The 26,115-nt window shown below is 56.9% G+C and carries 22 protein-coding genes; 14 read left to right on the top strand and 8 right to left on the bottom strand.

All coding sequences use genetic code 11. The features are described 5' to 3' along the window. Window positions 1-71 precede the first annotated feature (71 nt). The 5 genes from ACR0EV_RS07430 to ACR0EV_RS07410 all read right to left on the bottom strand — a co-directional run bounded on the left by ACR0EV_RS07430 (window position 72) and on the right by ACR0EV_RS07410 (window position 5,723). Window positions 72-455, bottom strand: a complete 384-nt coding sequence (locus tag ACR0EV_RS07430) for a carboxymuconolactone decarboxylase family protein (RefSeq protein WP_171095340.1) — start codon at window positions 453-455, stop codon at window positions 72-74. Window positions 456-513: 58 nt separating this feature from the next. Continuing rightward, on the bottom strand, window positions 514-2,187 hold the full coding sequence (locus ACR0EV_RS07425) for a BCCT family transporter (RefSeq protein WP_480799509.1): 1,674 nt from the start codon (window positions 2,185-2,187) through the stop codon (window positions 514-516). Between the two features lie 34 nt (window positions 2,188-2,221). Continuing rightward, window positions 2,222-3,676, bottom strand: coding sequence for an aldehyde dehydrogenase family protein (locus ACR0EV_RS07420; RefSeq protein WP_480799508.1), 1,455 nt, complete (start codon window positions 3,674-3,676; stop codon window positions 2,222-2,224). Window positions 3,677-3,750: 74 nt separating this feature from the next. Further along, the gene (locus tag ACR0EV_RS07415) at window positions 3,751-4,839 is read right to left on the bottom strand and encodes an aromatic ring-hydroxylating oxygenase subunit alpha (protein ID WP_171095334.1); all 1,089 of its coding nucleotides are present in this window, start codon (window positions 4,837-4,839) and stop codon (window positions 3,751-3,753) included. Continuing rightward, window positions 4,836-5,723 carry a MurR/RpiR family transcriptional regulator gene (locus ACR0EV_RS07410; protein ID WP_480799583.1) on the bottom strand — a complete coding sequence of 296 codons (888 nt, stop codon included), beginning with the start codon at window positions 5,721-5,723 and terminating at the stop codon, window positions 4,836-4,838. Before ACR0EV_RS07410 ends, ACR0EV_RS07415 begins: the two co-directional genes overlap by 4 nt. 106 nt (window positions 5,724-5,829) lie before the next feature. Between ACR0EV_RS07410 and ACR0EV_RS07405 the strand changes: the two genes are divergently transcribed. The 6 genes from ACR0EV_RS07405 to ACR0EV_RS07380 all read left to right on the top strand — a co-directional run bounded on the left by ACR0EV_RS07405 (window position 5,830) and on the right by ACR0EV_RS07380 (window position 14,322). Further along, complete coding sequence (locus tag ACR0EV_RS07405) at window positions 5,830-8,307, top strand: FAD-dependent oxidoreductase (RefSeq protein ID WP_480799507.1); 2,478 nt, start codon at window positions 5,830-5,832, stop codon at window positions 8,305-8,307. Window positions 8,308-8,378: 71 nt separating this feature from the next. Continuing rightward, complete coding sequence (locus ACR0EV_RS07400; protein WP_480799506.1) at window positions 8,379-9,473, top strand: alcohol dehydrogenase family protein; 1,095 nt, start codon at window positions 8,379-8,381, stop codon at window positions 9,471-9,473. Window positions 9,474-9,547: 74 nt separating this feature from the next. Then, window positions 9,548-10,651 carry a mandelate racemase/muconate lactonizing enzyme family protein gene (locus ACR0EV_RS07395; protein WP_480799505.1) on the top strand — a complete coding sequence of 368 codons (1,104 nt, stop codon included), beginning with the start codon at window positions 9,548-9,550 and terminating at the stop codon, window positions 10,649-10,651. A 29-nt stretch (window positions 10,652-10,680) separates the two neighbouring features. Continuing rightward, window positions 10,681-12,042 (top strand): aminotransferase class III-fold pyridoxal phosphate-dependent enzyme, encoded by a 1,362-nt coding sequence (locus tag ACR0EV_RS07390; protein WP_480799504.1) that lies wholly within the window; start codon window positions 10,681-10,683, stop codon window positions 12,040-12,042. Window positions 12,043-12,066: 24 nt separating this feature from the next. Next, window positions 12,067-13,281, top strand: coding sequence for an NAD(P)/FAD-dependent oxidoreductase (locus tag ACR0EV_RS07385; protein ID WP_480799503.1), 1,215 nt, complete (start codon window positions 12,067-12,069; stop codon window positions 13,279-13,281). A gap of 18 nt (window positions 13,282-13,299) precedes the next feature. Continuing rightward, window positions 13,300-14,322, top strand: coding sequence for a GlxA family transcriptional regulator (locus ACR0EV_RS07380; RefSeq protein ID WP_480799502.1), 1,023 nt, complete (start codon window positions 13,300-13,302; stop codon window positions 14,320-14,322). Between the two features lie 48 nt (window positions 14,323-14,370). Here ACR0EV_RS07380 and ACR0EV_RS07375 read toward each other — a convergent pair whose 3' ends face one another. Further along, window positions 14,371-15,258, bottom strand: a complete 888-nt coding sequence (locus ACR0EV_RS07375; RefSeq protein WP_480799501.1) for a LysR substrate-binding domain-containing protein — start codon at window positions 15,256-15,258, stop codon at window positions 14,371-14,373. Window positions 15,259-15,359: 101 nt separating this feature from the next. Between ACR0EV_RS07375 and ACR0EV_RS07370 the strand changes: the two genes are divergently transcribed. Genes ACR0EV_RS07370 through ACR0EV_RS07355 form a run of 4 tightly spaced genes read left to right on the top strand, consistent with a single transcriptional unit; the run spans window position 15,360 to window position 19,633 of the window. Continuing rightward, complete coding sequence (locus ACR0EV_RS07370; protein WP_480799500.1) at window positions 15,360-16,487, top strand: CaiB/BaiF CoA transferase family protein; 1,128 nt, start codon at window positions 15,360-15,362, stop codon at window positions 16,485-16,487. 22 nt (window positions 16,488-16,509) lie between these two features. Continuing rightward, a complete protein-coding gene (locus ACR0EV_RS07365; RefSeq protein ID WP_480799499.1) occupies window positions 16,510-17,343 on the top strand; it encodes an HTD2 family dehydratase in 834 nt (277 codons plus the stop codon). An 11-nt stretch (window positions 17,344-17,354) separates the two neighbouring features. Then, window positions 17,355-18,773, top strand: coding sequence for an MmgE/PrpD family protein (locus tag ACR0EV_RS07360; protein WP_480799498.1), 1,419 nt, complete (start codon window positions 17,355-17,357; stop codon window positions 18,771-18,773). Beyond that, window positions 18,770-19,633, top strand: a complete 864-nt coding sequence (locus ACR0EV_RS07355) for an HpcH/HpaI aldolase/citrate lyase family protein (protein ID WP_480799497.1) — start codon at window positions 18,770-18,772, stop codon at window positions 19,631-19,633. Before ACR0EV_RS07360 ends, ACR0EV_RS07355 begins: the two co-directional genes overlap by 4 nt. A 20-nt stretch (window positions 19,634-19,653) precedes the next feature. Here ACR0EV_RS07355 and ACR0EV_RS07350 read toward each other — a convergent pair whose 3' ends face one another. Then, window positions 19,654-20,520: an amidohydrolase family protein gene (locus tag ACR0EV_RS07350; RefSeq protein WP_480799582.1), complete on the bottom strand. Its 867-nt coding sequence runs from the start codon at window positions 20,518-20,520 to the stop codon at window positions 19,654-19,656. 5 nt (window positions 20,521-20,525) lie between these two features. Next, window positions 20,526-21,530 (bottom strand): ester cyclase, encoded by a 1,005-nt coding sequence (locus ACR0EV_RS07345; protein ID WP_480799496.1) that lies wholly within the window; start codon window positions 21,528-21,530, stop codon window positions 20,526-20,528. A 113-nt stretch (window positions 21,531-21,643) separates the two neighbouring features. Here ACR0EV_RS07345 and ACR0EV_RS07340 point away from each other — a divergent pair, with 113 nt between their 5' ends. The 4 genes from ACR0EV_RS07340 to ACR0EV_RS07325 all read left to right on the top strand — a co-directional run bounded on the left by ACR0EV_RS07340 (window position 21,644) and on the right by ACR0EV_RS07325 (window position 26,021). Next, a complete protein-coding gene (locus ACR0EV_RS07340) occupies window positions 21,644-22,690 on the top strand; it encodes an ABC transporter ATP-binding protein (protein ID WP_480799495.1) in 1,047 nt (348 codons plus the stop codon). Window positions 22,691-22,784: 94 nt separating this feature from the next. Then, window positions 22,785-24,029 carry an ABC transporter substrate-binding protein gene (locus ACR0EV_RS07335; protein ID WP_480799494.1) on the top strand — a complete coding sequence of 415 codons (1,245 nt, stop codon included), beginning with the start codon at window positions 22,785-22,787 and terminating at the stop codon, window positions 24,027-24,029. A 69-nt stretch (window positions 24,030-24,098) separates the two neighbouring features. Next, the gene (locus tag ACR0EV_RS07330; protein WP_480799493.1) at window positions 24,099-25,130 is read left to right on the top strand and encodes a carbohydrate ABC transporter permease; all 1,032 of its coding nucleotides are present in this window, start codon (window positions 24,099-24,101) and stop codon (window positions 25,128-25,130) included. A 9-nt stretch (window positions 25,131-25,139) separates the two neighbouring features. Continuing rightward, complete coding sequence (locus ACR0EV_RS07325; protein WP_171187560.1) at window positions 25,140-26,021, top strand: carbohydrate ABC transporter permease; 882 nt, start codon at window positions 25,140-25,142, stop codon at window positions 26,019-26,021. The last annotated feature ends 94 nt before the right edge of the window (window positions 26,022-26,115 follow it).

Raw genomic sequence — 26,115 nt, 5'->3', positions numbered from 1 at the left:
TCAAAAAGAAAAAGGGTCCCCATTGTGTGCAAGGACCCTTTAACTGAAGCGAAGAAAATCGTGACGCGAGTTTAGTCCAGCAGGCCGCGTTCGGTCAGCACCTTACGTGCGACGCGGAAACACTCCAGCGACTGCGGGACACCGCAATAAATACCGATCACGTGAATGATCGAGCGGATTTCTTCTTTGGTCACGCCGTTGTTCAGAGCGCCGTTGCAGTGAATTTCCCATTCATGCATCTTGCCAAGTGCGCCGATCATGGTGAGGTTCAGCATGGACCGTGTCTTGTGGTCAATCGTGTCGTCACCCCAGCCAAAACCCCAGCACCATGCGGTCATGGCCTCTTGGAATGGGCGGGTGAAGTCGTCCGCGGCTGCAAGGTTCTTTTCAACATACTCGGCGCCCAGCGTGGATTTACGCTGTTTCAGGCCGTGTTCGAACAGGTTGTCGTCCATTTCGTTCTCCTTTGGTGAACGGGCCGGCCGATACCATGACCGGCCCGGATTGATTTGACTATTCTGCCGGGGTCGCTTCGGTTTCTACATCTTCAAAGACCGGCAGGCCCATCTTTTCGCGCTGGCTGTCCCGCCAGATTGCTTTGAGGACCGAAATTCCCATCAGAACCATGACCACGCTGAATGGCAATGCGCCGATGATCATGGCTGTCTGGATCGCCCCGAGGCCACCAATCATCAGCAATGCGCCCACGACCAACGCCAGGGCAGCACCCCAGAACAGGATGTGTGGGCGTGCTTTGGGTCCTTCGTCGCCAGCGGCATTGATGGTATTGATGATCAGCACCGCCGAGTCCGCCGAGGTCACCAGGTAAGTGAGCAACAGCACGACGACCATGATCGCAAACACCCAGGCCATGGTTTCGCTCAGCATGACCGAAAGGGTCGCGAAAAGCTGATCTGAAAGGCCGGTTCCGATGATCGCATTGTCCGCGACGCCCGAAAGCTCAAGCTCGATCGCTGTACCGCCAACCAGAGCAAACCAGACAAAGCACATGACGGACGGTACGATTGCCGCGCCAAGCACATATTCGCGAATGGTTCGGCCCTTGGAAATGCGCGCCAGGAAGACGCCTACAAAGGGTGCAAATGCAATCCACCACGCCCAATAGAACACGGTCCAGCTGCCCTGCCATCCGGCCAGTTGGCTTGCGACCGATCCATCCACCCCATCGCTGTTCCAGACGGTAAACAAGAGCGCTGGTGTTGCGATTAGGTAGTCGTAGATGCCGACAAATAGCGCCTGCAACCCAAAGAAGGTCGAGCCAAAGAACAGGAAGAAGGCAAGCAAAGCGAAGCTGAGCGCCATGTTGATGTTCGAGAGCCATTTGATGCCTTTACCGACACCAGACAACGCCGACAGTGTGGACGCACCAACAATGATCAACAGCGCGACGGCGATCGCCACTTTTGTCGGATTACCCGCGTCAGTCAGAAGCCAATCCCCGACACCGATCCGATGCAGCCCCGCAATGAACTGGTTGACGCCAAAGCCAAGCGTCTGCGCAACACCCAGCACGGTTGCGACAACGGCAACTACGTCGATGACGTGACCCAACGGGCCAGACAGGGATTTTCCGAAAATCGGTGTCAGTGCCGACCGGATGGTCAGCGGCAGGCCACGCCTGAACGAAAAATAGGCCAGCGCAAGTCCAACAATTGCGTAGCTGGCCCAGGCATGCAGGCCCCAATGTGAGAAAGACCATTTATAGGCCGAACGCACGGCCTCTTGCGTGGATCCTTCTGCCAGGCCCTGGATGACGTCTGGGTTGGTCTGGAAATGATAGATCGGCTCACCGGTTGCATAGGTCAGCATCCCGATACCGATCCCTGCACCGAACATCATCGAAAACCATGAGAAGCGCGAGAATTCAGGTTGGTCTTCCGGGCGGCCAAGTTTCATGCGCCCCGACACCGGCAGGATCGCAAGAACGATGCAGGTCAGGAAGAAGAAGGCCATCACATAGACGTACCAGAAGTTGAACGACGCCAGGATCAACGAGTTCAACCCCGACAGAACCGAAGCGGCATTGTCAGGAAAGGCCACGGCCCAAATGACGAGCGCACCAATCAGCAGCTTGGCAGTGATGGTCACGTCTTTCGTGAAGCCACGGTAGAACCCGCTGTCAGCCGTTTTGATCGGTAGTTCGGTAACGGGTGGTTTTATCGGCATGGGGTTTCCTCCCTATTGTTTTTGAGTTGGTGGATTAGCTGCGCAGCCGAATAGCCACGTTCTTGGTCTGGACGTAATTCCACAGCGCTTCGCGCCCCTTTTCCCGCCCATAGCCGGATTTCCCGTATCCACCGAATGGCGTTTCAACGCCGCCGGCATACCATTCGTTGACAAAGACCTGACCGGCGCGGATCTGCCGTGCGGCCTGCGTCGCGCGGTCGATATCGCGGGTGAAGACTCCACCGACCAGCCCGTAAGGTGTTCTGTTTGCAATCTCGATTGCCTGAGCGTCGTCACGGAACTTCAAAACAGAAAGAACCGGTGCAAAAGCTTCTTCATTCGCGATGTTCATGTCGGGGTTGACGTTGGTCAGAATGGTTGGTTCCAGAAATGCACCGGGGATGTTCATTTTACGCCCGCCCGTGGCTGCAGTCGCGCCAGCTGCGATTGCATCAGACACCATGCCAGCCGCGCGGTCACGTTGCGCTTCACTGACCATCGGACCCATGTTCGGGCCAAACTCACCCCGTTCAATACCCGGACCGACAGAAAGGTTGCTTGCCACGTTCGATATGCGCTCGATCAGTTCGTCATGGCGGCTTTCATGCACGATCACGCGGCTCATCGCTGAACACACCTGACCTGCGTTGAAATAGATCCCCCAGCGTACGTCGCTTTCGAACGCTTCCAGATCCGCATCATCATGCACGATGGCTGCGGATTTCCCGCCAAGCTCCAGGACGCAGGGCACAACGTTGCGTGCGGCTGCGGTGGCAATTGCGATGCCAGTTGGAACCGAGCCCGTAAAGACGATCTGATTGACGTGTGGATGCGCCGAAAGCGCGGCGCCTGCCTCGTGACCCAAGCCGCAAAGGATGTTTACGGCACCTTTCGGCAAGCCAACGGCCTCGGCAGCATGCGCAAACCAGGCATTGGTCAAAGGTGTCAACTCAGGAGTTTTGATGACAACGGTATTGCCCGTGGCCAAAGCTGCCGACAAGGACCGGGCAGTCATCTCGACAGGATAGTTCCATGGGATGATTTGCGCGGACACACCGAACGGCTCATACGTGGTGAAATCGAAGTAGTTCGCTCCAAGCGGAATGGACCGGCCTTCGACGGTTTCTGCCTGATTGCCGTAGTATTCGAAATAGCGGGCCGCACCTTCGATTTCGACGCGTGCTTCCCAAAGCGGTTTACCCTGCTCAAGGGTCAGAACCCGAGCAATCTCGTCAATGTTGTCCAGCAAATAGCGGCCCATGGCCTGTACCATTCGACCACGTTCCACAGGGCGCAGATCGCTGAGCGCACCTGACAGATGCACGCGGCGGGCCGCCATGACCGCACGATCCACGTCACCGGCATCGGCCAGCGCCTGTTCGGTTAGTTTTTCGCCAGTTCCCGGGTTGAAAACATCGATCCGACCTGCACCACCATCGATCCAGGTGCCGTCCACATAGTTCTGCCAATACGGCTTAACGTCTTGCATGTCGCGCATCTCCAAAACTTCGGAGGGCAATGAATTACCCTCCGAAGCGCAAGTTTCTTTGACTTTGTTTGGTTTTATTCCACGGCCTCGCGCATCCATTGCTGGAGCTTGGCGATGGAATGTTCACTCATGACACCACAGGCGGGGTCCAGAACCAGCGGGCCGGGAACGTACCCTTTGGATTTCAGCCCACGGTGAACGGATTCAACAAGACGGATGTCTTCTTCGACGGTGGTCTGGCGGTCTTGTACGGCAAGCCCCCGGATTACGTCGCTTTCATGACCGCCTTCGGTGTACCAGCCGCGCCATACGGTGCAGGTGTCCACAGTGTTGGCACGCCAGTGATAGGTGTTCAGCACGTTGCCCGGATAGCACTGGAACGAGAACATGGGCCACAGGAACCACGACTGATAGTCGCCTGCATGCGGAACTGACATGTCGATTGGATAGGTCATCTTGTCCAACGCCTGACATTCCGTGGTGTGACGCAACACGTAACCGCCGCCCGCATCGGGTTGAATGTCGTAAGTTTCCGGCTTAACAACGCCTTCCGCAAAGGTGGGGTGGTTCGAGGGGCAGTGATAGCATTCGGAGTAGTTTTCGATCGAAACTTTCCAATTGCAGTTTTCCGGAATCTCGACCCATTCCAGCGGCGCCAGGTCGTTTATGCCAGGTACGTATTCCGCAATCTCTTCGCGCACACCCGGATACCATTCGTCCATAGGCGCGGCATCTTTGTCGAGGTTGACGAAGATGAAGCCCAGGAAGTCCTCGGTCCGAACCTCGGTCAGGCAAATCTTTTCGCGCTGGAATCCGGGAACGTTCTTGACGTTGGGCCCGGCACGCAATCCGCCGGTCAGCTCGTAGGACCATTGGTGGTAGGGGCAAACCACAACCCGCGTGTTGCCGGTTCCGGTGACCATTTCATGCGCACGGTGCTGGCAGACGTTATAGAACGTGCGGATGACGTTGTCGCGCCCACGGATGGCAAACAGGTTCTGACCGGCAATTTCAAACGCGAAATAGTCGCCGACATTAGGGATGTCGTTAGCGTGGCCAGCATACTGCCAGGTGCGCATCAGAAGACCATTCATCTCTTTTTCAAAGACTGCCGGGTCGGTGTAATAGCTGGCGTCCAGCGAGTGGGTCAGCGGGGCATTCATGTGTGTTCCTCCTGGTAAAGGCCAAGCTGATGACGGCGTATATGAAACTTTTCGACCCGCTCGACGATCTCATCGCTGGACACTGCAATAACAAAACTGAGCAGCGTTTCTAACAGAGCAATTGTAGACACGGAGGAAGGGAAGAATTGAGGGGTATCTGCTGATACAACAAAACTATGTTGTGCAGATAAGATTATCGGACTGGCGGGCGAGTCGGATATACCGATAACGGTCACACCTTGCTTGCGCGCGGTCTGTACCGCTTCGACGACTTCAGTGCGATAGGGGTGGCAAGTGATGGCGATCAGGACATCCTGCTCTTCCGCCCATGCCAAGTCATCAATCGCTGTTGATCCGGGCCGGGGGATCGCATGGAAATCTGTCATACCGGTGCGGGCGAGATACGTGAAGTTGGACGCGTTCGAATTGTTTACTCCGACGCCCAGAGTATAGATGGATCGAGCCGACCAAATAGCCTCAGCTGCTGACTGCAGGCGACGGGCATCAATCTCGGCGAAAGTTTCTTCGATGTTTCGAATAGCTGAGCCCAGCAAGTCTGCGTAAAGCTCACCCAGGTCGCCAGAACGGCTGATTCCCTGCAACCAACGTGCGCGGTCGGGGAATGAGACGTCGCTTCGGCGAATCTCATCACGAAAAGGTTCCCGGAAATCTCCATAGCCCTCAAAGCCGATTTGTCTGGCCATACGAACGACGGTGTTCGGTTTGACGCTGGCGGCTTTGGCTATCTCACGGACGGTGGAAACACCAACTTCTCTGGGGTTTTCCAGAACATACCGCGCGGCTTTCTGTGCTTCCGGGGTCAACAGCGACAATTCTTGCGACAGGCGTCCCAGAACCTCGCTTGAAACATCTGTACCATTCATTGTGAATCTCGGTATGTACATTTGTGCCGTTTGACGTTGACACTGGTACATATGTGGCAATAGGAAGTCCATAGAAATATGCGACTCTCGAACAGGAATTTTTGCGATGTCCAAAAAAGAACTGCCCGAACGCGCCAAGGTTGTCATCGTCGGTGGCGGTGTCATGGGGTGCGGCCTTGCTTACCACCTTGGCCATGAAGGCTGGGGCGAAGAAACCGTCCTGCTGGAAAAGGCCGAATTGACCAGTGGATCGACCTGGCACGCGGCGGGTCAGATCACCCATTCGACCAGCTCATACGGGTTGGGTCGCATGGTGGACTACAACATTGGCCTGTATTCGAAGACTCTGGAAGAAGAGACAGGCCAGGCCGTCACTTGGCATGGCTGCGGTTCGTTCCGTCTGGCGTATACCGAAGACGAAATGGACTGGCTGCGCCACACCCTCTCGGTCGGTCGCTCTCTGGGCTTCAACATTGAATTGGTGGGGCCTGATTTCATCGCAGAAAAGCACCCGTTCTACAACCTCGACGGCGTTCTGGGCGCGCTTTACACCCCGGATGACGGCCACGTTGACCCGTCCAACGTGACCATGGCGATGGCCACCGGTGCCCGCCAAAAGGGCGTGAAAATCTTCCGCCACTGCCGCGCCACCAACATCACGCAGAACGATGCAGGTGAGTGGGTGGTCGAGACCGAAAAAGGCACGATTGTCTGCGAGCACGTTGTGAACGCAGGCGGCACCTATGCCCGCCAGATGGGTGAATGGTCAAATCTGCAACTGCCGATGACCTCGATGACGCACCATTATTTCGTCACCGAGAATGTGCCCGAGTTTCAGGATTTGGACGTTGAGCTGCCTGTGATCCGCGACGACAAACAGGTCTCGGGCTATATCCGGATGGAGCAGAAAAAGGGTCTGATCGGGATCTACGAGAAAGAGAATTCGAACTCGGTCTGGCATGACGAATGCCCATGGGAATACGAAAACTGGCTGTTTGAAGCCGACTATGACCGTGTCATGCCGTGGCTGGAAAACTCGTTGGAGCGGATGCCGATCTTTGCTGAGCTTGGCATTACCCGCGAAGTGCACGGTGCGATCAGCCATCCGCCGGATGGCAACCCGATGGTTGGCCCGGCGCCGGGCGTCAAGAATTACTGGTGCTGCTGTGGTACCCAGATCGGTATCGGCTGGGGCCCGGGTCTGACCCGCGAACTGGCCAAATGGATGGTTCACGGGGCCGCTGACATCTCGATGCGCGACTACGATCCGCGCCGCTTTGGCGCCTATGCCAAGAAAGACTGGCAGGTCATCAAAGCGCACGAAGACTACAAATTGCGCCACGAGATCCCCTTCCCGCACTTTAACCGTCTGGAAGGCCGCCCGATCAAGCCGTCGCCGCTGTATGAAATCCTCAAGGACAAGGGCGCGGTTTACGAAGAAGTCTATGGATTCGAACGTCCCCGTTGGTTTGCAACCGAAGGTGTCGAGCAGCGCGATCACTACAGCTTCCGCCGCAACGTGGTGCATGATGTCGTCGGTGCCGAGGTCAAAGCCGTCCGCGAAAGCGTCGGCATCATGGATGTGACCGCTTTCACCAAGGTCGAGGTTTCGGGCCCGGACGCCTATGCGTTGCTGGATCGTCTGACCGCAAACAAGATGCCGCAGAAAACCGGTTCGATCACGTTGACCCACATGCTGAACCGCCGGGGCCGGATCGAGTTGGAAACCACGCTGGTTCGGATGGCGGATGACCGCTTCTATCTGGTCTGCGCGGCCTTCTTCGAACAGCGTCTGCTGGACCACCTGAACCACAACCGCGCGGATGAGAACGTGACCGTCACACCTCTTTCCGCTGGCTGGTCGGCCCTGTCGCTTAACGGTCCGAAATCGCGCGAAGTTCTGGCGCAATGCACCGATGCGGACCTGTCCAATGCCGGTTTCCGCTGGCTGTCGGCGCAGGAAATCACCGTGGCCGGTCACAAGGTCTGGGCGTTCCGCATGTCCTATGCTGGCGAGCTGGGTTGGGAATTCCACATGCCGGATGAGGCCTGTGTGGATGTCTACACGGCCCTGTGGGCCGCAGGCGAGCCGCATGGCATCGTCAACTACGGTTCTTTCGCCATGAACGCGATGCGGATGGAAAAAGCCTTCCCCGGTGCGGGCGAGTTGACCAATGAGGTCACGCTGCCCGAGGCCAATGTGGGTCGCTTCTTCAAGCTGGACAAAGAGTATCTGGGTGTCGAAGCCACGCGCGTCAGCGCCGAGCAATCCGAGAAGGGCGAAATGCCCTGGGTCTGCGCTTATCTGGAAATCGAGCCCGACGGGATCGAGGACGGACATGGTGGCGAGGCGATCAAGGTGAACGGTGAGGTTGTTGGTGCTACAGCATCGGTTGCTTATGGCCACACCGTCGGCAAGATCCTAGCCTTTGCCTATATCAAGCCGCATGCCAACGTACCGGGTCAGGAGATCGAGGTGATCGTTGCAGGTGAGCCGCGCAAGGGCCGCATTCTGGGTGAAGCTGCCTATGATCCGCAAAGCAAGCTGCCACGCACCGACGCGCCTGCTGCAGTCCCTGCATAAGGCAACACCGGCGGGTACCAATAAGGTGCCCGCCGCTTGAAACCGACAACTCAGGCAAGGAGTCAGGCCCGATGATCCCAGAAACGATGAAAGCCGTGGTACTAAATGGTCATGGCGGGTTGGACATGCTGGAATTTCGGGACATGCCCACGCCGACGCCCGAAAAGGGCGAGGTGTTGATCAAAGTTGGAGCCTGTGGTCTGAACAATACTGACATCAACACGCGCACCGCCTGGTATTCCAAGAAAGTGGAGGCCGTTCTGGGCAGCGGCGCGGCTGATGGATTTGACGAAGCCAGCGGCGATGACGGCTCCTGGGGCAGCGGGTCGTTGAACTTTCCTGTCATTCAGGGCGCAGACGTCGCTGGTGAAATCGTTGCCGTTGGCGAAGGCGTTGATCCCGCACGCGTCGGCGAACGGGTGATGATCGATCCTTGGTTGCTGAGCCATGGGGATTGGCTGAACCCTGAAAACTCGGGCTATTTCGGGTCCGAGGCAGATGGCGGTTATGCCGAATACACCAAGGTGCGCGCGGCCAATGCGGTGCCCGTGAACAGCAGCCTGAGCGATGCGGAACTGGCCACTTTCCCTTGCGCCTATACGACCGCAGAAAATCTGGTGCAGCGCACCGCTCCGCGTCCGGGCGAGGTTGTGGTGATCACAGGCGCATCCGGCGGCGTGGGTTCTGCCGCTATTCAGCTTTGCCGTCTGCGAGGGTGCAAGGTGATTGCGATTGCCAGCCCCTCGAAGGCTGAAATGCTGCATGAACTGGGCGCGGCCCATGTCATCGACCGCAACACCCCTGTTCTGGAAGCCGCTATTCGTGACGCGGCTGGAGGACCGGTTGACATTGCGCTGGATGTGGTTGGTGCACCGATGTTCATGCCGCTGATCAACGCTTTGCGTCAGGGTGGCCGGTATTCCACATCAGGCTGCATCGCGGGTCAAATGGCCGAATTCGACCTGCGCCAGCTGGTCTACAAGGATCTGCAACTGACTGGCGCAACCATCTGCCCGGCAGGCACGATGCAGCGTGTGGTGGGCATGATCGAAACCGGGGCACTGAAGCCTCTGCTAGCGGCGACCTATCCGTTGGAAAACCTGGCGCAGGCGCAAGAGGCGTTTATGCAGAAAGCCCATGTTGGCAACATCGTGGTGACGCCCTGACGCGTGCCACGACCCTTTAAAAATAACGGCAAAACCAGTCTTTGGTTTGGCGGGCCAATCTAAGGAAAACTGACGTGAAGATCATCCGCATTGCAGCTTGGGAAGTTCCGCTGACCAGCCATGACACGTATTACATGGCGGATGGGAAAACCTGCGACACGACAACCTCGGTTGTGCTACGGCTTGATACCGATACGGGCCTGTCTGGCTGGGGTGAGGTCTGCCCGATCCCCCATTACCTGCCTGCCTATGCCAAGGGCGTGATCCCGGCCATCACCGAACTGGCCCCGGTTCTGATCGGCACCGACCCGGTGGGGCCGGAAACCGTAATGGAGCAGGTAAACCGGTTTCTGCAGGGTCATGCTTACGCGAAATCCGCGCTGGATACTGCGCTCTGGGATCTGACAGGGCAAGCCGCGGGTCTACCTGTTCACCGCCTTCTGGGTGGTCGGCAGGTCAAGGACATGCCGCTCTATCACTCGATCACATGCGTGGCCCCGGACGAAATGGCCCGCATGGCGCAGGATGCATTTGACAAGGGCATGCGCCAGTTTCAGGTCAAGCTGGGGGCTGATGGTGACTGGCAGACGGATGCTGAACGACTGGCAAAAGTGCGCGAGACCGTCGGTGCGGGGCCATTGGTCTATGGTGACTGGAACTGTGGCAGTGATGCGTTGAACGCAATCCGTGTTGGTCGCGCCGTCGCTCATCTGGATGTCATGCTCGAGCAGCCCTGCGCGACGCTTGAGGAATGCGCCCATGTGCAGCGGGTCACGGGCCTGCCGATGAAAATCGACGAAAACGCGCATGACGTCGCCTCGGTCATCGCAGCGCATCAGGCCGGTTGCATGCAGGCTGTTGCGCTGAAACTGTCCAAGATGAGTGGCCTGTCCGCGATGCGCCAGATCCGCGATGTCTGTCTGACGCTGGGCACGCAGATGTGTATCGAGGACACCTGGGGCAGCGACATCACCACCGCCGCGCTGCTGCATCTGGCTGCGTCCACCCCCGCACGTGGTATCATGAACACCTGCGACCTGAGCCACTATGTCGGCCCCCGTCTCGCCCCCGACGGTCCGGTGCGCGAAAACGGCCGTATCACCCCGCCCGAAGGGCCCGGTCTGGGCGTGACGCCCGACGCAGAAGCCCTGGGCCAACCCGTCACCATTATCGATTGATCCCAACCCAGCCCGCAGAGAGACCTGCTATGGAAGATTTCAGCAACGCCTACCCCTCACATGATCCTGAATGGGTCAAAGACATGCATGCAGATCACTATCTGCAAAGCTGGTCGAAACAGGGCAGCCGCCCGCGTGTCATAACCGGCGCGCAAGGCAGCTGGTTCTGGGACAGTGATGGAAAACGTTACCTTGATTTCCAAAGCCAGCTGGTCAACGCCAATATGGGCCACCAGCACCCCAAGATCGTTCAGGCGATCAAGGATCAGGCCGACAAGCTGTGTTACATCGGCCCCGCAATGGGTTCGGATGTACGTTCGGAAATGGCGGCGATCATGAATGAGATCACGCCCGAGAACATCACATCGACCTTTTTCACCACCGGTGGTTCGGCAGCGAACGAAACCGCGATCCGTCTGGCGCGCCACTATACCGGTCGTACCAAGATCATTGCGCGCTATCGTTCTTATCACGGGGCGACCGGCGGCACGCTGTCGCTGACCGGCGACCCTCGCCACCACCTGACCCGCGCTGATATGCCCGGCGTGGTGCGGATGCTGGACCCCTATGTCTATCGCCTGCCGACCGGACACACCGACCCGGCGAAATGCCCGGTGGCGCAGGGTGGTCCGCATCTTGAAGAACTCCTGATGTACGAAAACCCCAACACGGTGGCCGCTGTCATTCTGGAGCCGATTGTGGGCACCAACGGCATCATCGTGCCCCCCGATGGCTATCTGCAATCGATCAAAGAAACCTGCGAGAAATACGGCATTCTGCTAATCGCGGATGAGGTCATGGCCGGGTTTGGTCGTACCGGCAAATGGTTCGCCGTCGATCACTGGGGCGTCCAGCCGGACATCATCACCAGCGCCAAGGGTATCAACTCGGGCTATGTGCCGCTGGGAACAATGTCGGTTTCGACCGAGCTACACAATTGGCTGCGCGACTATCCGATGCCGGGCGGTCTGACCTATGCCGGTCACCCGCTGGCCTGTGCCTCAGGCATTGCTGCAATTCGCGCCATGCAGGACGAAGGTGCGCTGGAAAACGCCACAGCCATGGGTGAGAAGATGCGCGCCGATCTGGCCAAGATGGCTGAAAAGCACCCCAGCATCGGCGACATTCGTGGCAAGGGCATGTTCAACGGCATCGAGCTGGTCAAGAACCGTGAAACGCGTGAGCCACTGGTTCCGTTTGCCGCCAAAGGCCCGGATGCCAAACCGATGTCGGACATGATGAGCTTTGCGATGAACGAGGGCCTCTATCTGTCGTTCTACTCGAACGTCGTTCGCCTGACACCGCCGCTGAACATCAGCGAAGAGGATCTGATGACCGGTCTGGAGATACTGGATCGCACCCTCGACATAGCTGATCGTGAGTGTGTTTGAGCGTGACTTTGAGAGGCCGATGAAATGACCAATTACGGTGTCATCATTGTGGGGGCGGGGCAAGCTGGTTGCTCCGCCGCAGTCAAACTGCGCAATCTTGGTTATGACAAGCCAATTGCCCTGATCGGTGAAGAGGCGCACCCGCCCTATCAGCGGCCGCCTCTTTCCAAAGCTTATCTTCTGGGTGAGCTGCCGCGTGACCGTCTTTTCCTGAGGCCCGAAAGCTTCTTTGACGAGCACCAGATCGACTTGCACCTGAACCAGCAAGTCACCGAGATATCGGCAGACAAACAGACACTTGTTTGTGGCGATCAGACGCTGGCGTTTGAGCATCTGGTCCTCGCAACCGGCTCGACCCCCAACCGCCTGCCCAAGAGCATCGGTGGTACTCTGCCCGGGACCTATACAATCCGTGGCATCGCCGACATCGATGCAATTGCGCCCGAGTTCAAGCAAGGGCGAAAGATCGTCATCATTGGCGGGGGCTATATTGGCCTGGAAGTTGCTGCCGTTGCTGCAAAGCTTGATCTTGAAGTCACGCTGATCGAAGCCGCTCCGCGCATTTTGCAGCGGGTTGCTGCCCCGGAAACCGCCCAGTATTTCCGCGAGCTGCACGATGCCAACAACGTACGCATTCTTGAAGATACCAAGATTGCACGCGTTACCGGAGTAGAGCGTGCAGACGGGGTGGAGCTTGCCAATGGTGAGGTGATCCCGGCCGATTTTGTTGTTTTCGGGATCGGCATCACGCCAAACACGGCTCTCGCAAAAGCCGCCGGTGTGGCGGTTGAAAACGGCATCAAAACGGATGCGTGGGGCCGTACTTCGCATCCTTGTATCTGGGCGGCAGGAGACTGTGCAACGTTTCCGCATGGTGACGCACAGATCCGCTTGGAAAGCGTCGGGAACGCCATTGATCAGGCTGAAGCGGTTGCTGAGAACATTATGGGTGCAACCAAGCCTTACGAAGCAAAACCCTGGTTTTGGTCTGATCAGTACCATGTCAAGCTTCAGATTGCTGGTCTGAATGCCGGCTACGATCAGGTCGTTTCTCGTGAAGGTGAGGATGGGTCGACCTCGGTTTGGTACTACCGCGATGCCCAGCTTATAGCCGCGGACGCGATGAACGACCCGCGCGCATACATGGTTGCGAAACGGCTGATCGAATCCGGAAAATCCCCGCATCCCCAAATGGTTGCGGATACAGCTACTGATCTCAAAACACTTCTTAAAGTCTGAGGAAAGGCACGGCAGCGCATGTATCTTGAGTCAAAACCCATCACCCGGTGCCGGGAGGGCGAGCACCCAAGCGCTGCCGGACATACTGCGGGCGTTGCGCAGAAGCGCCATTTTTACTTTCTGCTGCTGCCTGGTTCCAACATGCTGGATTTTGCGGCTGGGATCGAACCGCTGCGCGCCGTCAATTCAGTGACCGGCGAAACTGATTACACTTGGTCGATTATGACTGAGACAGGCTCCCCAGTGACGTGTTCCAACGGAATCGAAATCCCTGCGCAGACAGGCCTATGTACGACGCGACATTCAGATTACGTCATTGTGTGCTCGGGCAATGCTGGATACTTGGAAGCCCGCCCCGAAACCCTGCAATGGTTGCGAAGACATGCCAGATTCGGCGGTCGGGTTGCGGCGATTGGAACCGGCGCGTTTACGTTGGCGCGGGCCGGGCTGGCAAACGAAGCGCAATTGACCTTGCACTGGGCACTGGCCCCTGTTTTCGAAGAAATGTTTCCGAAACTTGATTGTTTGCCGTCGCGGGTTGTGGCGGATGACGACGTGGCCTCAAGCGCCGGTGGCACTGCGGGTTTGGATTTGACCCTGTCCATCATCGAGTCGGATTTCGACAACGGCACTGCACAAAGAGTGGCGGATTATTGTGTCCACGACTTCGACTGCCACAGCAACCGGTCGCAACGCCAGGCCATGTCGAAGATGGCCGGGTCCCGGAACCCTGCATTTCTGAGTATCCTCAAGAAAATGGAGGACTCGCTGCAGGACCCGATCCCGGTTGATGAACTTATCGAAGACGAAAAAATCTCGAGGCGGCAGATCGAACGTTTGTTCAACAAACACCTCAAGACAAGCCCATCCCGATACTATCGCAATTTACGTCTTGATCGGGCGCGGGTGTTGCTGCGCGGTACTGATCTGTCCATCATTGATGTTGCCGTCGCAACAGGGTTCGCCAGTATCGTTAACTTCTCGAAAGCCTACAAAACGAGATTTGGCGAGCGTCCAACAGCCGACCGATCAGCCGCGTAAACGCGCGGCCATCTGAGAGCGGTCGCAAGTGTCAATTGTACAGGTAGATTACAGCGCGGCCTCTGCGACCAGCCAGTCCCAGAAGGCGCGAACCCTTGGCTGACGTTGGCGGTGGGAAACCGCACTCAGGAAATAACGCGGCGCAGGAGGCACGGTTTCAGAAGGCAATTCAAAGGGAATGCACAAACGTCCTTCGGCCAGCATCCTTTCGGCATTGGCCCGATTGCCCAGAGCCACGCCGATCCCTCGGGCAGCTGCCTCGAATGCGTGCAGAGAGTAGCTGACCGAAAAGAAACGCTGACGACGCAGCCAGGATCGCCCTGCCAGTACTTTTTTCCACGATGTCAGTCGCCTTTCAGTTTCTATCAGTGTCGCGCCTTTCAGGTCATCCAAAGCCCGCAATGCGTTCGCCTCAGCATAATCTGTACTGGTCAATGCAACGAGTTCGTCCGGTAAAAACTGTAGTGACACAAGATCCGGGTCGGCCTCGAACCGGTATTCAATGGCAACATCAATGCCTCGCTCTTCCGGGTTGAATGTCATACGGTCAAGAAGACGGATGTCATAGTCTGGATACAGTTCCGAGAACCCGTGCAGCTTGGGCATCAGCCACATTGCCGTTAGCGTGGGCGGGGCTGCAATTGTCAGAACTTCACGTTGAGACTGCTGGGTCGCAACCGATGTCGCACGCCCTATCGCTTCTAGGCCAGGACGGACTTCTGTCAGATAATCATGCGCGCCTTCGGTAAGAACCAGATTGCGCCCTCGGCGAATGAACAAGGGGGCGCCCAGAAACCCTTCCAATTTGTCCAACTGATGGCTGACGGCTGGGGGGGTCACGTTCAATTCGGATGCGGCTGCCCGCACTCCGCCCAGACGGGCGACGGTTTCAAACACATGCAATGCGTGAAGGGGTGGAAGTTTGTGAGTCGTCATTTTGTAAAAAATAACTAAACAAAAAACGCAAAAGCAATAAATTTTCTTTCAGGTGAATCGCTTTTATCCTGCTTAAAATGGATCGAAGCAAGGACGCCGAAATGAAGCCGTTGAAAGACATTCTCGTGGTCTCGGTCGAACAGGCACTGGCCGCTCCGCTTTGCACTGCACGACTGGTCGAAGCCGGGGCACGTGTCATCAAAATCGAACGCGCAGAAGGGGATTTTGCGCGTGGCTACGATCGTGCGGCCAAAGGCACAAGTTCGTATTTTGCCTGGACCAACCAAGGCAAGGAATCATTGGCGCTTGACTTCCGCGCTGAAGAAGACGCGGCCTTGCTGCATCGCATTATCGCTCGGGCTGATGTTTTTGTTCAGAATCTTGCTCCGAGTGCCATGGCGCGTGCCGGGTTTGGTTCAGCACAGTTACGCGAAATGCATCCGCATCTCATCACCGTTGACATCACCGGCTATGGAGAGAGTGATGCGGTCAAGCATCTGAAGGCCTATGACTTTCTGATACAGGCTGAATCTGGTCTCACTGGAATCAGCGGTGGTGTTAACGAAATGGGACGCATCGGCGTATCGATTTGTGATATTGGTGCAGGCATGACCTGCCACGCGGCCGTTTTAGAAGCCCTGATGCGCCGTGAAATGACGGGCGAAGGGGCAGCTTTGGCCGTTTCGTTGTTCGACGTGGCAGCAGACTGGATGAGTGTCCCGCTGATGCACAGCGAATACGGAAAAGGTGCACCGCAACGCGTGGGTTTGCGCCATCCCAGCATGGCCCCCTATGGTGCGTTCGAAACGAGCGAAGGCGCATTGACGTTAATCGCCATTCAAAACGAGCGTGAGTGGCAGCGGTTTTGCCAAGAGGTTTTACGCTCGAACACCGCAGGCTCAGACTCCAGATTTGCGTCCAACAATGACCGGGTTGCCAATCGTGACGCGCTGGAGGACCTGATTTCAAAAGTGTCGCGAGAGTTGACCTTGCAAGAGTTCCGGGCCCGGTTGGCTGCAGCAAACATCGCGTATGGTGCGGTCAACAGTGTTGAAGCGCTAGGCAACCACCCGGCCTTGCGGCGTCGCGACGTGACAACCGAAGGAAATGAAACGATCGCGATACCCGCAGCGCCAATTCGCTGGTTGGATGTTGAACAGGTCGATCCATTGTCGTCTTCTCCTGCAATCAACCAGCATGGCCCGGCGCTGCGCGCTGAATTCGCCTGACCAAAGCAGAAAGGTCAGCATGATGTCGCAAGCCGTAGACTCCTGGATCGGACGTTCGCAGACGCACGAGGACAGTTTGCGCGCCGAGCCCGCCCGTTTCATGCAGGCCACGATTGGTCGCGAACCGACGTTGGAAAACGGCGATGTTTTGCCGCCCCTGTGGCATTGGCTGTACTTTCTTGAAGCGAAACCAGCTTATGAGTTGGGCAGGGACGGCCATCCGAAAAAAGGGGGGTTTCTCCCTCCTGTCGCGCTGCCCCGTCGGATGTGGGCCGGTGGCAGGTTTGAATTTCTGGCACCCATTCCGATTGGCGACCAGGTCAAAAAGCGATCTACAATCAAGCACATTACGGAAAAGAACGGGCGCAGCGGCTCATTGTGTTTCGTGACCGTTCTGCATGAGGTTTTTTTGGGCGATGGTACGCTTGCTCTGACCGAAGAGCATGACATCGTGTACCGCGAAGATCCGCACCCAGACGCCCCAAAACCTGTGCCAGCCCAAGCGCCTGACAATGCTGAAGTGTCCGAGGTGATCTCGCCCACACAGGTTATGCTGTTCCGTTATTCGGCGCTGACCTTTAATGGCCACCGGGTTCACTATGACGTGGATTATGCCCGTTCGGTTGAAGGATATGACGGTCTGGTCTTTCATGGGCCTCTTACCGCAACCTTGCTGGTCGACCTTGCCCAGCGCACCATGGGAAATGCACCGAAAACCTTTGAGTTCCGTGGCACTGCACCTCTGGCAGGGATGAATTCCTTCCATATCGAAGGTGTCCGCGAAAACAACACGATGCAGCTATGGGCGCGCCGCCATGACGGGGCCAAAGCCATGCAAGCAACAGCCACTTTCTAAGGTTCAGGCCAATGCAATCGAAACTCGACGCAGATCAAACCGTGGCAAAACCAAATGTGCTGAACTTCTCGGAGCGTCTTGCAGAATGGGCAACGCAATCGGACCTTGGTGTTGACGCCGAGGTGAGAGAACAGGCGCGTTTCACGCTGATCGACACACTGTCCTGCATGGTTTTGGGCGCGACAGAGCGTCAGGCTGTTGCGGCATCGGATGCAATGCTTTTTGGTCTGAGACAGGGGTCAGTGCCGCCGGTCGGTGGGGGTGAGATGCTGTCGATAACCGGTGCAGCGCTGGCCAATGGCGCGCGTGCAGCAGCGCTGGACTTCGACGATTACGAACTGTCCGGGTCCAGTCACGCAAGCGCGCCAGTTCTGAGTGCTTTGTTGAGCCTTGCGCACAAGGTGCCGATGACAATTGACGAAATGAATGACGCCTGGATCGTGGGGTATGAGACCATCATCTGGATGGGTAAAGCGCTGGGATATGGTCACTACGACATCGGGTGGCACTCGACATCCACATTGGGTCCGATTGGGACAGCTGCCGCAGTGTCCAAGGCACTTGGGTTGTCGGCGCGGCAAATGTCCAATGCCATGGCGCTTGCGGTGTCTTCTTCTTCCGGGTTGCTGACCCAGATCGGCTATGACGCCAAAGCGCTTCATACCGGATTGGCGGCGGAAGCCGGACTGAGGGCAGCGCTATTGGGACGTGCAGACGCAACTGGAAACTGCAATCTGTGGGATTCCGAGTTTGGGTTTACAAAGGTTTACGGCACCCCGGAATCCATCGGTTTTCGTGAAATGATGAAAACGATGGAACTGGGTCAGGCGGTTCAACAGTATCCGGTTATCCGAAAGCTATGGCCAAGCTGCGCCTACACGCAACGCCCAATTTACGGTGCGATTGAGCTGAGCCGGCAGATCAAACACCCAAGCGATATCACCTCCGTTAAAATCCGCATGCCCGCGCCGTTCCATCGCGTTGCTGGCTTTGGTGTGCCGGACAACGACGCCGAAGCCCGCTTTTCGGTGCGGTACTGTATCGCTGTTGGTTTGCTGGAAGGCCGTGTCGTCCCCGGTGATTTTGAGCCAGAGGGGTTCAACGACCCTCAGCGTCGCGAGTTGACAGCTTCGATCGAGCTGGATCTGTACGATCTTCCAAAAGGTGACACTGGTGACATCGGACCGACAACCCCGGAAACGATCACAGTCGAACTCAAGGACGGTCAAGTGATCAGCCATGAAATGACTTTTGTTCCTGGCGGTGCGTCCATGCCCATGACCAAAGCCGACTTAATGCAGAAGGTGCGCGCCTGCGGCTGCTCGGTCGAATTGGCGCGGGCATATCTGGCGGCACAGGGTGATACGCCTTTGTTGGACACTGGATTGCTTGGTCAGGTATCGCCCCCAATGATGGCGCGCGCGGGATGAAAAACAGCTCTCTCAGGTCGCTTCTTTATATTCCCGGGCACGTTGAAGCCTTTGTAGCCAAAGCTGCAAGGACGGAAGCTGATGTCGTAATCCTTGATCTTGAGGATGCAGTGCCGCAGTCTGAAAAGGATAACGGACGGCAAAGGCTTCGCAGTGCAGCGACTGTCCTGCGGGACCAAGGCAAATCGGTCGCGGTCCGGATAAACAACGACGACACGCTGTTGGAGGATGACCTGTCTGCAGCGACTGCGGCGGGTGTTGATTACTTGATCCTGCCAAAAATCGAAAACCCTGAATTTGTTCGGAAAGTTGCCGATTTTGTTCGTAGCGAGGGGTGCGATGAGGTGTCCCTGATTGGTTTGATCGAAAGCCCGGTAGGGTTGCTTAATGCGCCGAAGATTGCTGCGGCGCACGAGCGATTGATCGCGTTGAACCTCGGGACAGAGGACTTTTGCCTGGAGATGGGTATGGAGCCCGAATGGGACGGTCTGCTTTATCCGAGCCAACAGATCGTGACAGCAGCACGGGCGGCCGGCAAAATCCCGTTGGGCTACGCTGGCAGCATCGCGCAGTATCACGACATTCTAGCCTTCAGCAGGATTGCGGAAAGATCTGCCAAATTGGGGTTTGAGGGCGGTTTTGCAATCCACCCTTCACAAGTGTCGCCGTTGAATGCTGCGTTCACCCCGTCGGAAAACGCTGTTGCTCAGGCGCAGAGGATTGTGGCTGCATACGAAAAAACCTTGGCTGAAGGTCATGGTGCCGTTTCGCTCGACAACAAGATGATCGACCTGCCGATCGTCGAGAAAGCGCGGCGCGTCCTAGAGGCGGGATCTCGGCTCTCTGACGGTTTCGTATGAACCTATGCAGTTTTTCGGTGTCAGAGCTGATAAAACCGCTTTGCTGTTTCACGAAAAACTGCCGCCTTGGCCTCTTCCGGGATTAATTCTGCATATGCCTTCATGAGGGTTGCGTAGTCGCTGTACAGACTGTCGACCGGAAAATTCGAACCATACATGGTTCTTTGCGCTCCGAATTGGTCAAGGCATGTCTCGACAATCGGGCGGATGCTTCGGGTTGACCAGTGATGGTCAAACATGCCCAGACCCGAGAGTTTACAGGTCACGTGCGGCAAATCTGACAGCGTTCGCAGATTATTGGCCCATTCATTCAACCCCGCTGTGCTGCGGTCATGGGGTGATCCCGCGTGACAAAGCGCGACTTGCGTATCCGGAGCCTGCGCCAACACACGAGCGGTTTTCTCGTAGAGTTCGGGGATCAGTTGCAAATCAAAGCTCAACCCCCGTCGCCCGGCCTCTTGCAAACCGGTCAGAAAGCGGGGGTCGTCCAACAGGGCGTTGGTGCCGGTTTGCGCATCCTCTCCGGGCGCGCGGCCAACGATCTGGCGCACGCCACGTACAGTGCTGAGGTGCTGAAACGCATCCAATTGATCTGTCAGATCCGGCGCGGTCAGGTCGCAAAAGACCACTTGTGCCATGGGCCAGCTGGGGTTGGCGTCCGCCACCGATTGAACCCACCGGGCTTCGGCCATCCCGTCTTCGGCCCCCACCTGAATATGGACCGAGGCGCGGATGCCCTGAGCTTGGGCATCTGTGCTGAATTCGTCCAAAAGGTAGTTCCGTTGAATGGGAGAGGGGTCGCCAAAAAACCGCTCTACACCTTTGGCCATCAGCCACGGGTAGTGAACGGCGTTTAGATCCCAAAGGTGATGATGCGCATCTATCAAGCCAGTCATGTGCGTGGCACCTGTTGCATGCGTCCCAGAATATCTACGCCTTGCTGTTTCCAGAAATGCAGCAGGTCAATGAAAATCCAGTTTTCAGCCAGTTTGTCACCCGCGCGGCGGTAAATGTCGATTACGCGGAACTCTCCGGGCTTGTCGGTGGCGGGCATGCCCATGAAACCTCCTGTGGGGCGGGCGGTGAAATTGGGCCACCCAAAGAAACCACCAAAATACCCTTCGGCCATGCGGCAGATATGCCCGGTCTTTGTACGATCAGTAAAGCTCGCGCGGAACGGTCCTGCATGTTGCTTGGCGTAGCGCTCAATCGTGTAAGTTGCGCCGATCCCGGTAGGTCCCCACCACAACATGTCTTCGTGCCACGTACGGCGCAGTTCATCCTCAAGGCTCAAGCCGCTGTTCCATTGACCCAGATCCGAGATCATCGCGTTGATCGCTGCTAAAGTCTTTTCGCCTTCCTCTGGGGGTTGTGGATCTAACATCAACCCATCATGGGTCATCGGGCCTGGCTGAACCAGTTGAGCAGCGGTTTGAGGTGGAAATGGCTGCAACCCGGCCTGAAGCATAAGGTGAGGTACATCGAAATACATCGCTGTTTCGGTGATCTTGCCGTCTTCTACACGGTTGAATTCGCAATAGCGTAAAAAAGCCAATTTGCCGGTTGGCGCGATCCCCAACCAGGGTGCATCGAACAAGCCCATCAGATGTCCCATCGACACCACCCAGACAGACGAGAATTCATCCATTTCGTTGGCGCCAGCCATGAAGACATCTTGCCGTCTTTGCAGTTGCGTCAGTGATGTGCGCAGGGGTGCCCAGAAGGTATCTGCGACGGCCTGAGGTCCTTGAATTTCATCAAACGGATGAAACCCGCGCCATATGTGATTCGAGCTGTAGTACTCTGACAGAACCTTGTGTTCCGCACCTGTTTCGGAACGGTCTAGTTGCTCATAAAACTCTTTGATTACTTGCTTTTCTGCCGAGAACCCGGACATCGAGTAGCGCCTTTCTGCATACGATTGCAAAAAAACCTTGCCAAAATGACGCAGTTAAGTCTACCGTGTTTGCAAGCGTATGCAAAAAATTTCCAATCCAACGGGAGAAGCGGATGGCCGAGATTCAATTGCGCAATGTTGGCAAGCGATGGGGTTCGTTTGTCGGCGTCGACAATTTCGATCTGACCATAGCTGACAAGGAGTTCCTGGTTCTGCTGGGTCCCTCAGGCTGCGGCAAAACCACAACAATGCGGATGATCGCGGGCCTGGAAGATGCCAGTGAGGGCGACATCATGATCGACGGCGTGCGCGTCAACGATATGGAGCCCAAGGATCGCGATGTGGCGATGGTGTTCCAGTCCTACGCGCTTTACCCGAACATGAACGTGTACGAGAACATCCGCTTCCCGTTGCGGGTGCGCGGTATCGATCCTGCGACCCATGATGACAAGGTGCGCCGCGCCTCGGCCATGGTTGAACTGGACGACTTCCTGCACCGCAAACCGGCGGAACTGTCGGGCGGTCAGCGTCAGCGGGTTGCTCTGGCACGTGCCATTGTGCGTGAACCGAACGTCTTTTTGATGGACGAACCGCTGTCCAACCTGGATGCAAAACTGCGGGTCTCGACCCGGGCGCAGATCAAAAACCTCAGCCATGAACTGGCTGTGACCACCATCTACGTGACTCACGACCAGATCGAAGCAATGACGCTGGCAGATCGCGTTGTGGTGATGAAAAGCGGTGTGGTTCAGCAGGTTGGAAGCCCGACCGAGATCTATGACACCCCGGCCAATACCTTTGTGGCCAGCTTTATCGGCAACCCGGCCATGAACCTGATGGAAGGTCAGGTCCGCAACGGCACGTTCGTAGCAGACCACGTGGAGATTCCGAATATCACCGCACCTGATGGCCCTCTTACGCTTGGTTTCCGTGCTGAAGATGCGACGCTGGCGGCGGAAGGGCAGGGGCAGATTAACGCTCCGATCTATACTCAGGAACTGCTGGGCGACGCGACGATGATTTCGGTTCGTGTCGGGGGCGCACTGGTATCCGTGAAGGCAGACAAGAACTTCCGGGCAGAGATCGACGATATGGTGTCCATTTCGGTTCCTGCCGAAATTTGCCATCTGTTTGACGGCACGTCCGGACAACGGATCTGAAGAAAGCCCCGCCAAACCACCGGAGGTAACCCCGGGGATCAAATCCATGCGTGTAAGGGGCGCGCATCACTTTTCAAAGAAACAGGGAGATGAGATGTTTCTGAAAAATCTAGCTACCGCAACCGCCTTTGTAGGTCTGATGGGTTCGGCTGCTTATGCGGCCAACTGCGGCCCCGAAGGTCAATCCATTCGCATTCTGGCCAGCGACTTCCCGGCCATCCACGCCGTCGCAGGTGCTGCCGAGAGCAACTGCGCCAGCGGTGCGTCTGAGTTTTCCACCAACCACACCACCGAAGCGCGTCAGATCATGAACGCGGCTCTGACGCCGAACCCGGCTGAATACTCGTCGGTCATTCTGGCCAACGCGACCCTGACTCAGCTGATGAATGACGGTCTGGTCCGTCCTCTGAACGATCTGGTTGAGAAGTACGGCGAAAATATCTCGCCGAACCTGCTGATCACCATTGACGGCAATGTGATGGCGGTTGCCTTTATGGCCAACTCGCAGCACCTGTTCTCGCGCAAGGACATTCTTGAGCAGGCAGGTTTCGAAGGCATCCCAGCCACTTACGAAGAGGTTCTGGAAGCCGCAGCCATGATCCGCGAAGCGGGTATCATGGAACACCCGATTGTGATGAACCTGCAAACCGGCTGGAACGTCGGTGAGGTGTTCAACATGATCTACCTGGGCCATGGCGGTGAGTTCTTCGAGCCCGGCTCGGCGGAACCGGCGGTCAACAACGAAAAAGGCCTTGCTGCTCTGGAAGTCATGAAATCGCTGGCCGAATATGCCCATCCTGACCACCTGACCCATGCCTCGAACGAGACGCAGGGCCTATGGGAATCCGGTCAGGCGGCACTGGGTGTCATGTGGGGTTCGCGCGGTTCGCCGATCCTGGACGATGAAGGCTCAACCGAAGAAGTGACATCGAACACCGTTCTGTCTGCGGCTCCGACCGTTGGTGGTGGCTCGATCCCTTCCGCTACGCTGTGGTGGGATGGCATCGCGATCTCGTCCAACGTATCGGATGAAGAGGCCGAAGCCACCTTTGCGGCTCTGGTCAGTGCTCTGACTCCTGACATGGTTGCAGCCAACAATGACGACGCCGTTTGGCTGCTGGAAGGGTTCAACCCCGGACCGGCTGCGGCGGGTGTTGCGCAAACCGCTCAGGGTGGCGCCAAGCCATATCCGATGATCCCGCAGATGGGTCTGCTGCACGCAGCGCTGGGCGCGGAACTGGCGGATTTCCTGAAAGGTGACGAAAGCGCCGAACAAGCGCTGGCCGATGTTGAGGCCGCCTACAGAACATCCGCAAAAGAAGCTGGTTTCCTCCAGTAATTCTGCCGGAACCGAGGGGGCTGTTCAGGCCCCCTCACACAACTCGGACTTCAGATCGGGACGAACGCCATGAAGCACCGCACCTTTTTCTGGTTCATTCTGCCGACGCTTTCCGCGATGATTTTGTTCATCGCCCTGCCTATCGTCTCGGTCTTTATTCAGTCGCTGTTTGTTGCGCACGAACAAGTTCTGATCGTGTCTGAAAGCTGCGGCCCGTTTGGCTGTACGCCAACAACGTCGGTCGATCTTGAAGCAACGGCCAAGCTGCAAGAGGAACGGCCGCTGGGTCAGTTCAATGGGTTGGGAACGTATACCAACCGCTCGCACCTAGCATTTGCAGAGGTGAGCGAGGCTTGGGCTAGCTCGGCCTCGATGGGTGAGTTCTTTTCGAAGGTCTACAACCTGCCTTTCTATAGCGCGTTGACCTTTACATTGGCTTACACGGCGATTGTAACCCCGCTGGTTCTGGTATTGGGAATGGCGATTGCCGTTGGGGTGAATAACCTGCCCAGTATGCTCAAGGGGTTGGCAATTTTCATCTCGCTGCTGCCCTTCCTTGTTACACCGCTTGTGGGCTCTTTGATCCTGTTCTGGATGGTCGACAGTGATGGTGTAATTGGGGCCACGATTCAGAACATCTTCAACGATCCAACGCTGAGTTTGAAAGCATCGACCGCGCTGACATGGATCATGCTGATGTTTTATGGGGTGTGGCACACCTTACCCTTTAGCTTCATCACCTTCTACGCGGGTTTGCAAACGGTCCCAGAAGATACGATGGAGGCCGCACAGATCGACGGTGCCACCAAGTGGCAGCGCATGATCCACGTGATCGTGCCTCACCTTGCCCCGCTGGTGTCCTTCGTGACGCTGATGATGATCATGGATAACTTCCGCGTCTTTGAACCGATCGTCAGCTTCAAGGCCGAAGCGCACGCTCAGTCGCTCAGCTGGATCATCTATAACGACCTGCGCGAAAGCGGCAATCCGCTTTACGGTTCGGCCGGTGCGACTTCGCTGATTACCATTATTCTGGTGGTCATCCTGATGACGCCTGTGCTGATCCGCACCTGGCGCGATTTCACCCGCAAATCTCACTGAGGACACGACATGGCGACCAAAGCACAATCTCGCATGACCCCGCTCAAGCTGTTCTCATACGCCTTTGTGGCGGTGTGGCTGATCATTGCGGCGTTCCCGTTCTTCTGGACCTTCTGGGGCAGCTTCAAGGTCCAGGCAGACTTCCTGTCCAAGGCCGACTGGATGAATGCCCTGACAGGGACCAACACGATCGAGCAAACCGGAAGCGCCTTTACCGGAGCCGGGTATTACGGCGCTTGGGTTCTTGAGGACTTCTGGTTCAATTTCAGGAACACCGGCATCGTTGTGTTCTTTACGGTGGTCATCTCGCTGACCTTCGGCACACTGGGTGGCTATGCTCTGGCCCGGTCCGGTTTCCGCTATGCCTTCTGGATCCTGATGGCAGCGCTGGTGTTCCGTGCCATGCCACATATCACACTGGTTTCGGGCTATCTGTTGCCGTTCTTCGAGTGGAATGTCTGGGGTATTCTGCCCACAACGATCATCGTGCTTGTGGCGATCAATCAGCCGTTCACGCTGTGGATGCTGCATTCGTTCTTCAAGAACATCCCCAAGGACATGGACGAAAGCGCCATGGTCGATGGCTGTACGCGTTTCCAGGCCTTCTGGCATGTGATCGTACCGGTCATGTGGCCCGGCGTGATCACCACAGGTCTGTTCAGCTTCCTGCTGGCCTATAACGACTTTGCGGTCACAGCGATGCTGCTGAGTGAAGAGAATGAAACCATCATTCCTGCCATCAACAGCTTCATGGGCACCACGCAGGTCGAAGGCAAGATCATGTACGCGGTGGCTGCCGTGGTCTCGACCACTGCCCCGCTGTTTGTCCTGATCCTGTTCTTCCAGCGACAGATCGTCAGTGGTCTGACAGCTGGTGCGGTCAAAGGCTGATGAGCGCATCTGCAAGACATAACGCGGTTGCGCGCCACCCGGCGCTCAACCGGATGCCAAGAGATTTTCTGACGCGCGGCTGACGTCCCTCTGC

The organism is Ruegeria sp. CF8 (assembly GCF_056537285.1).
This window is presented reverse-complemented; position numbering and strand designations above follow the sequence as displayed.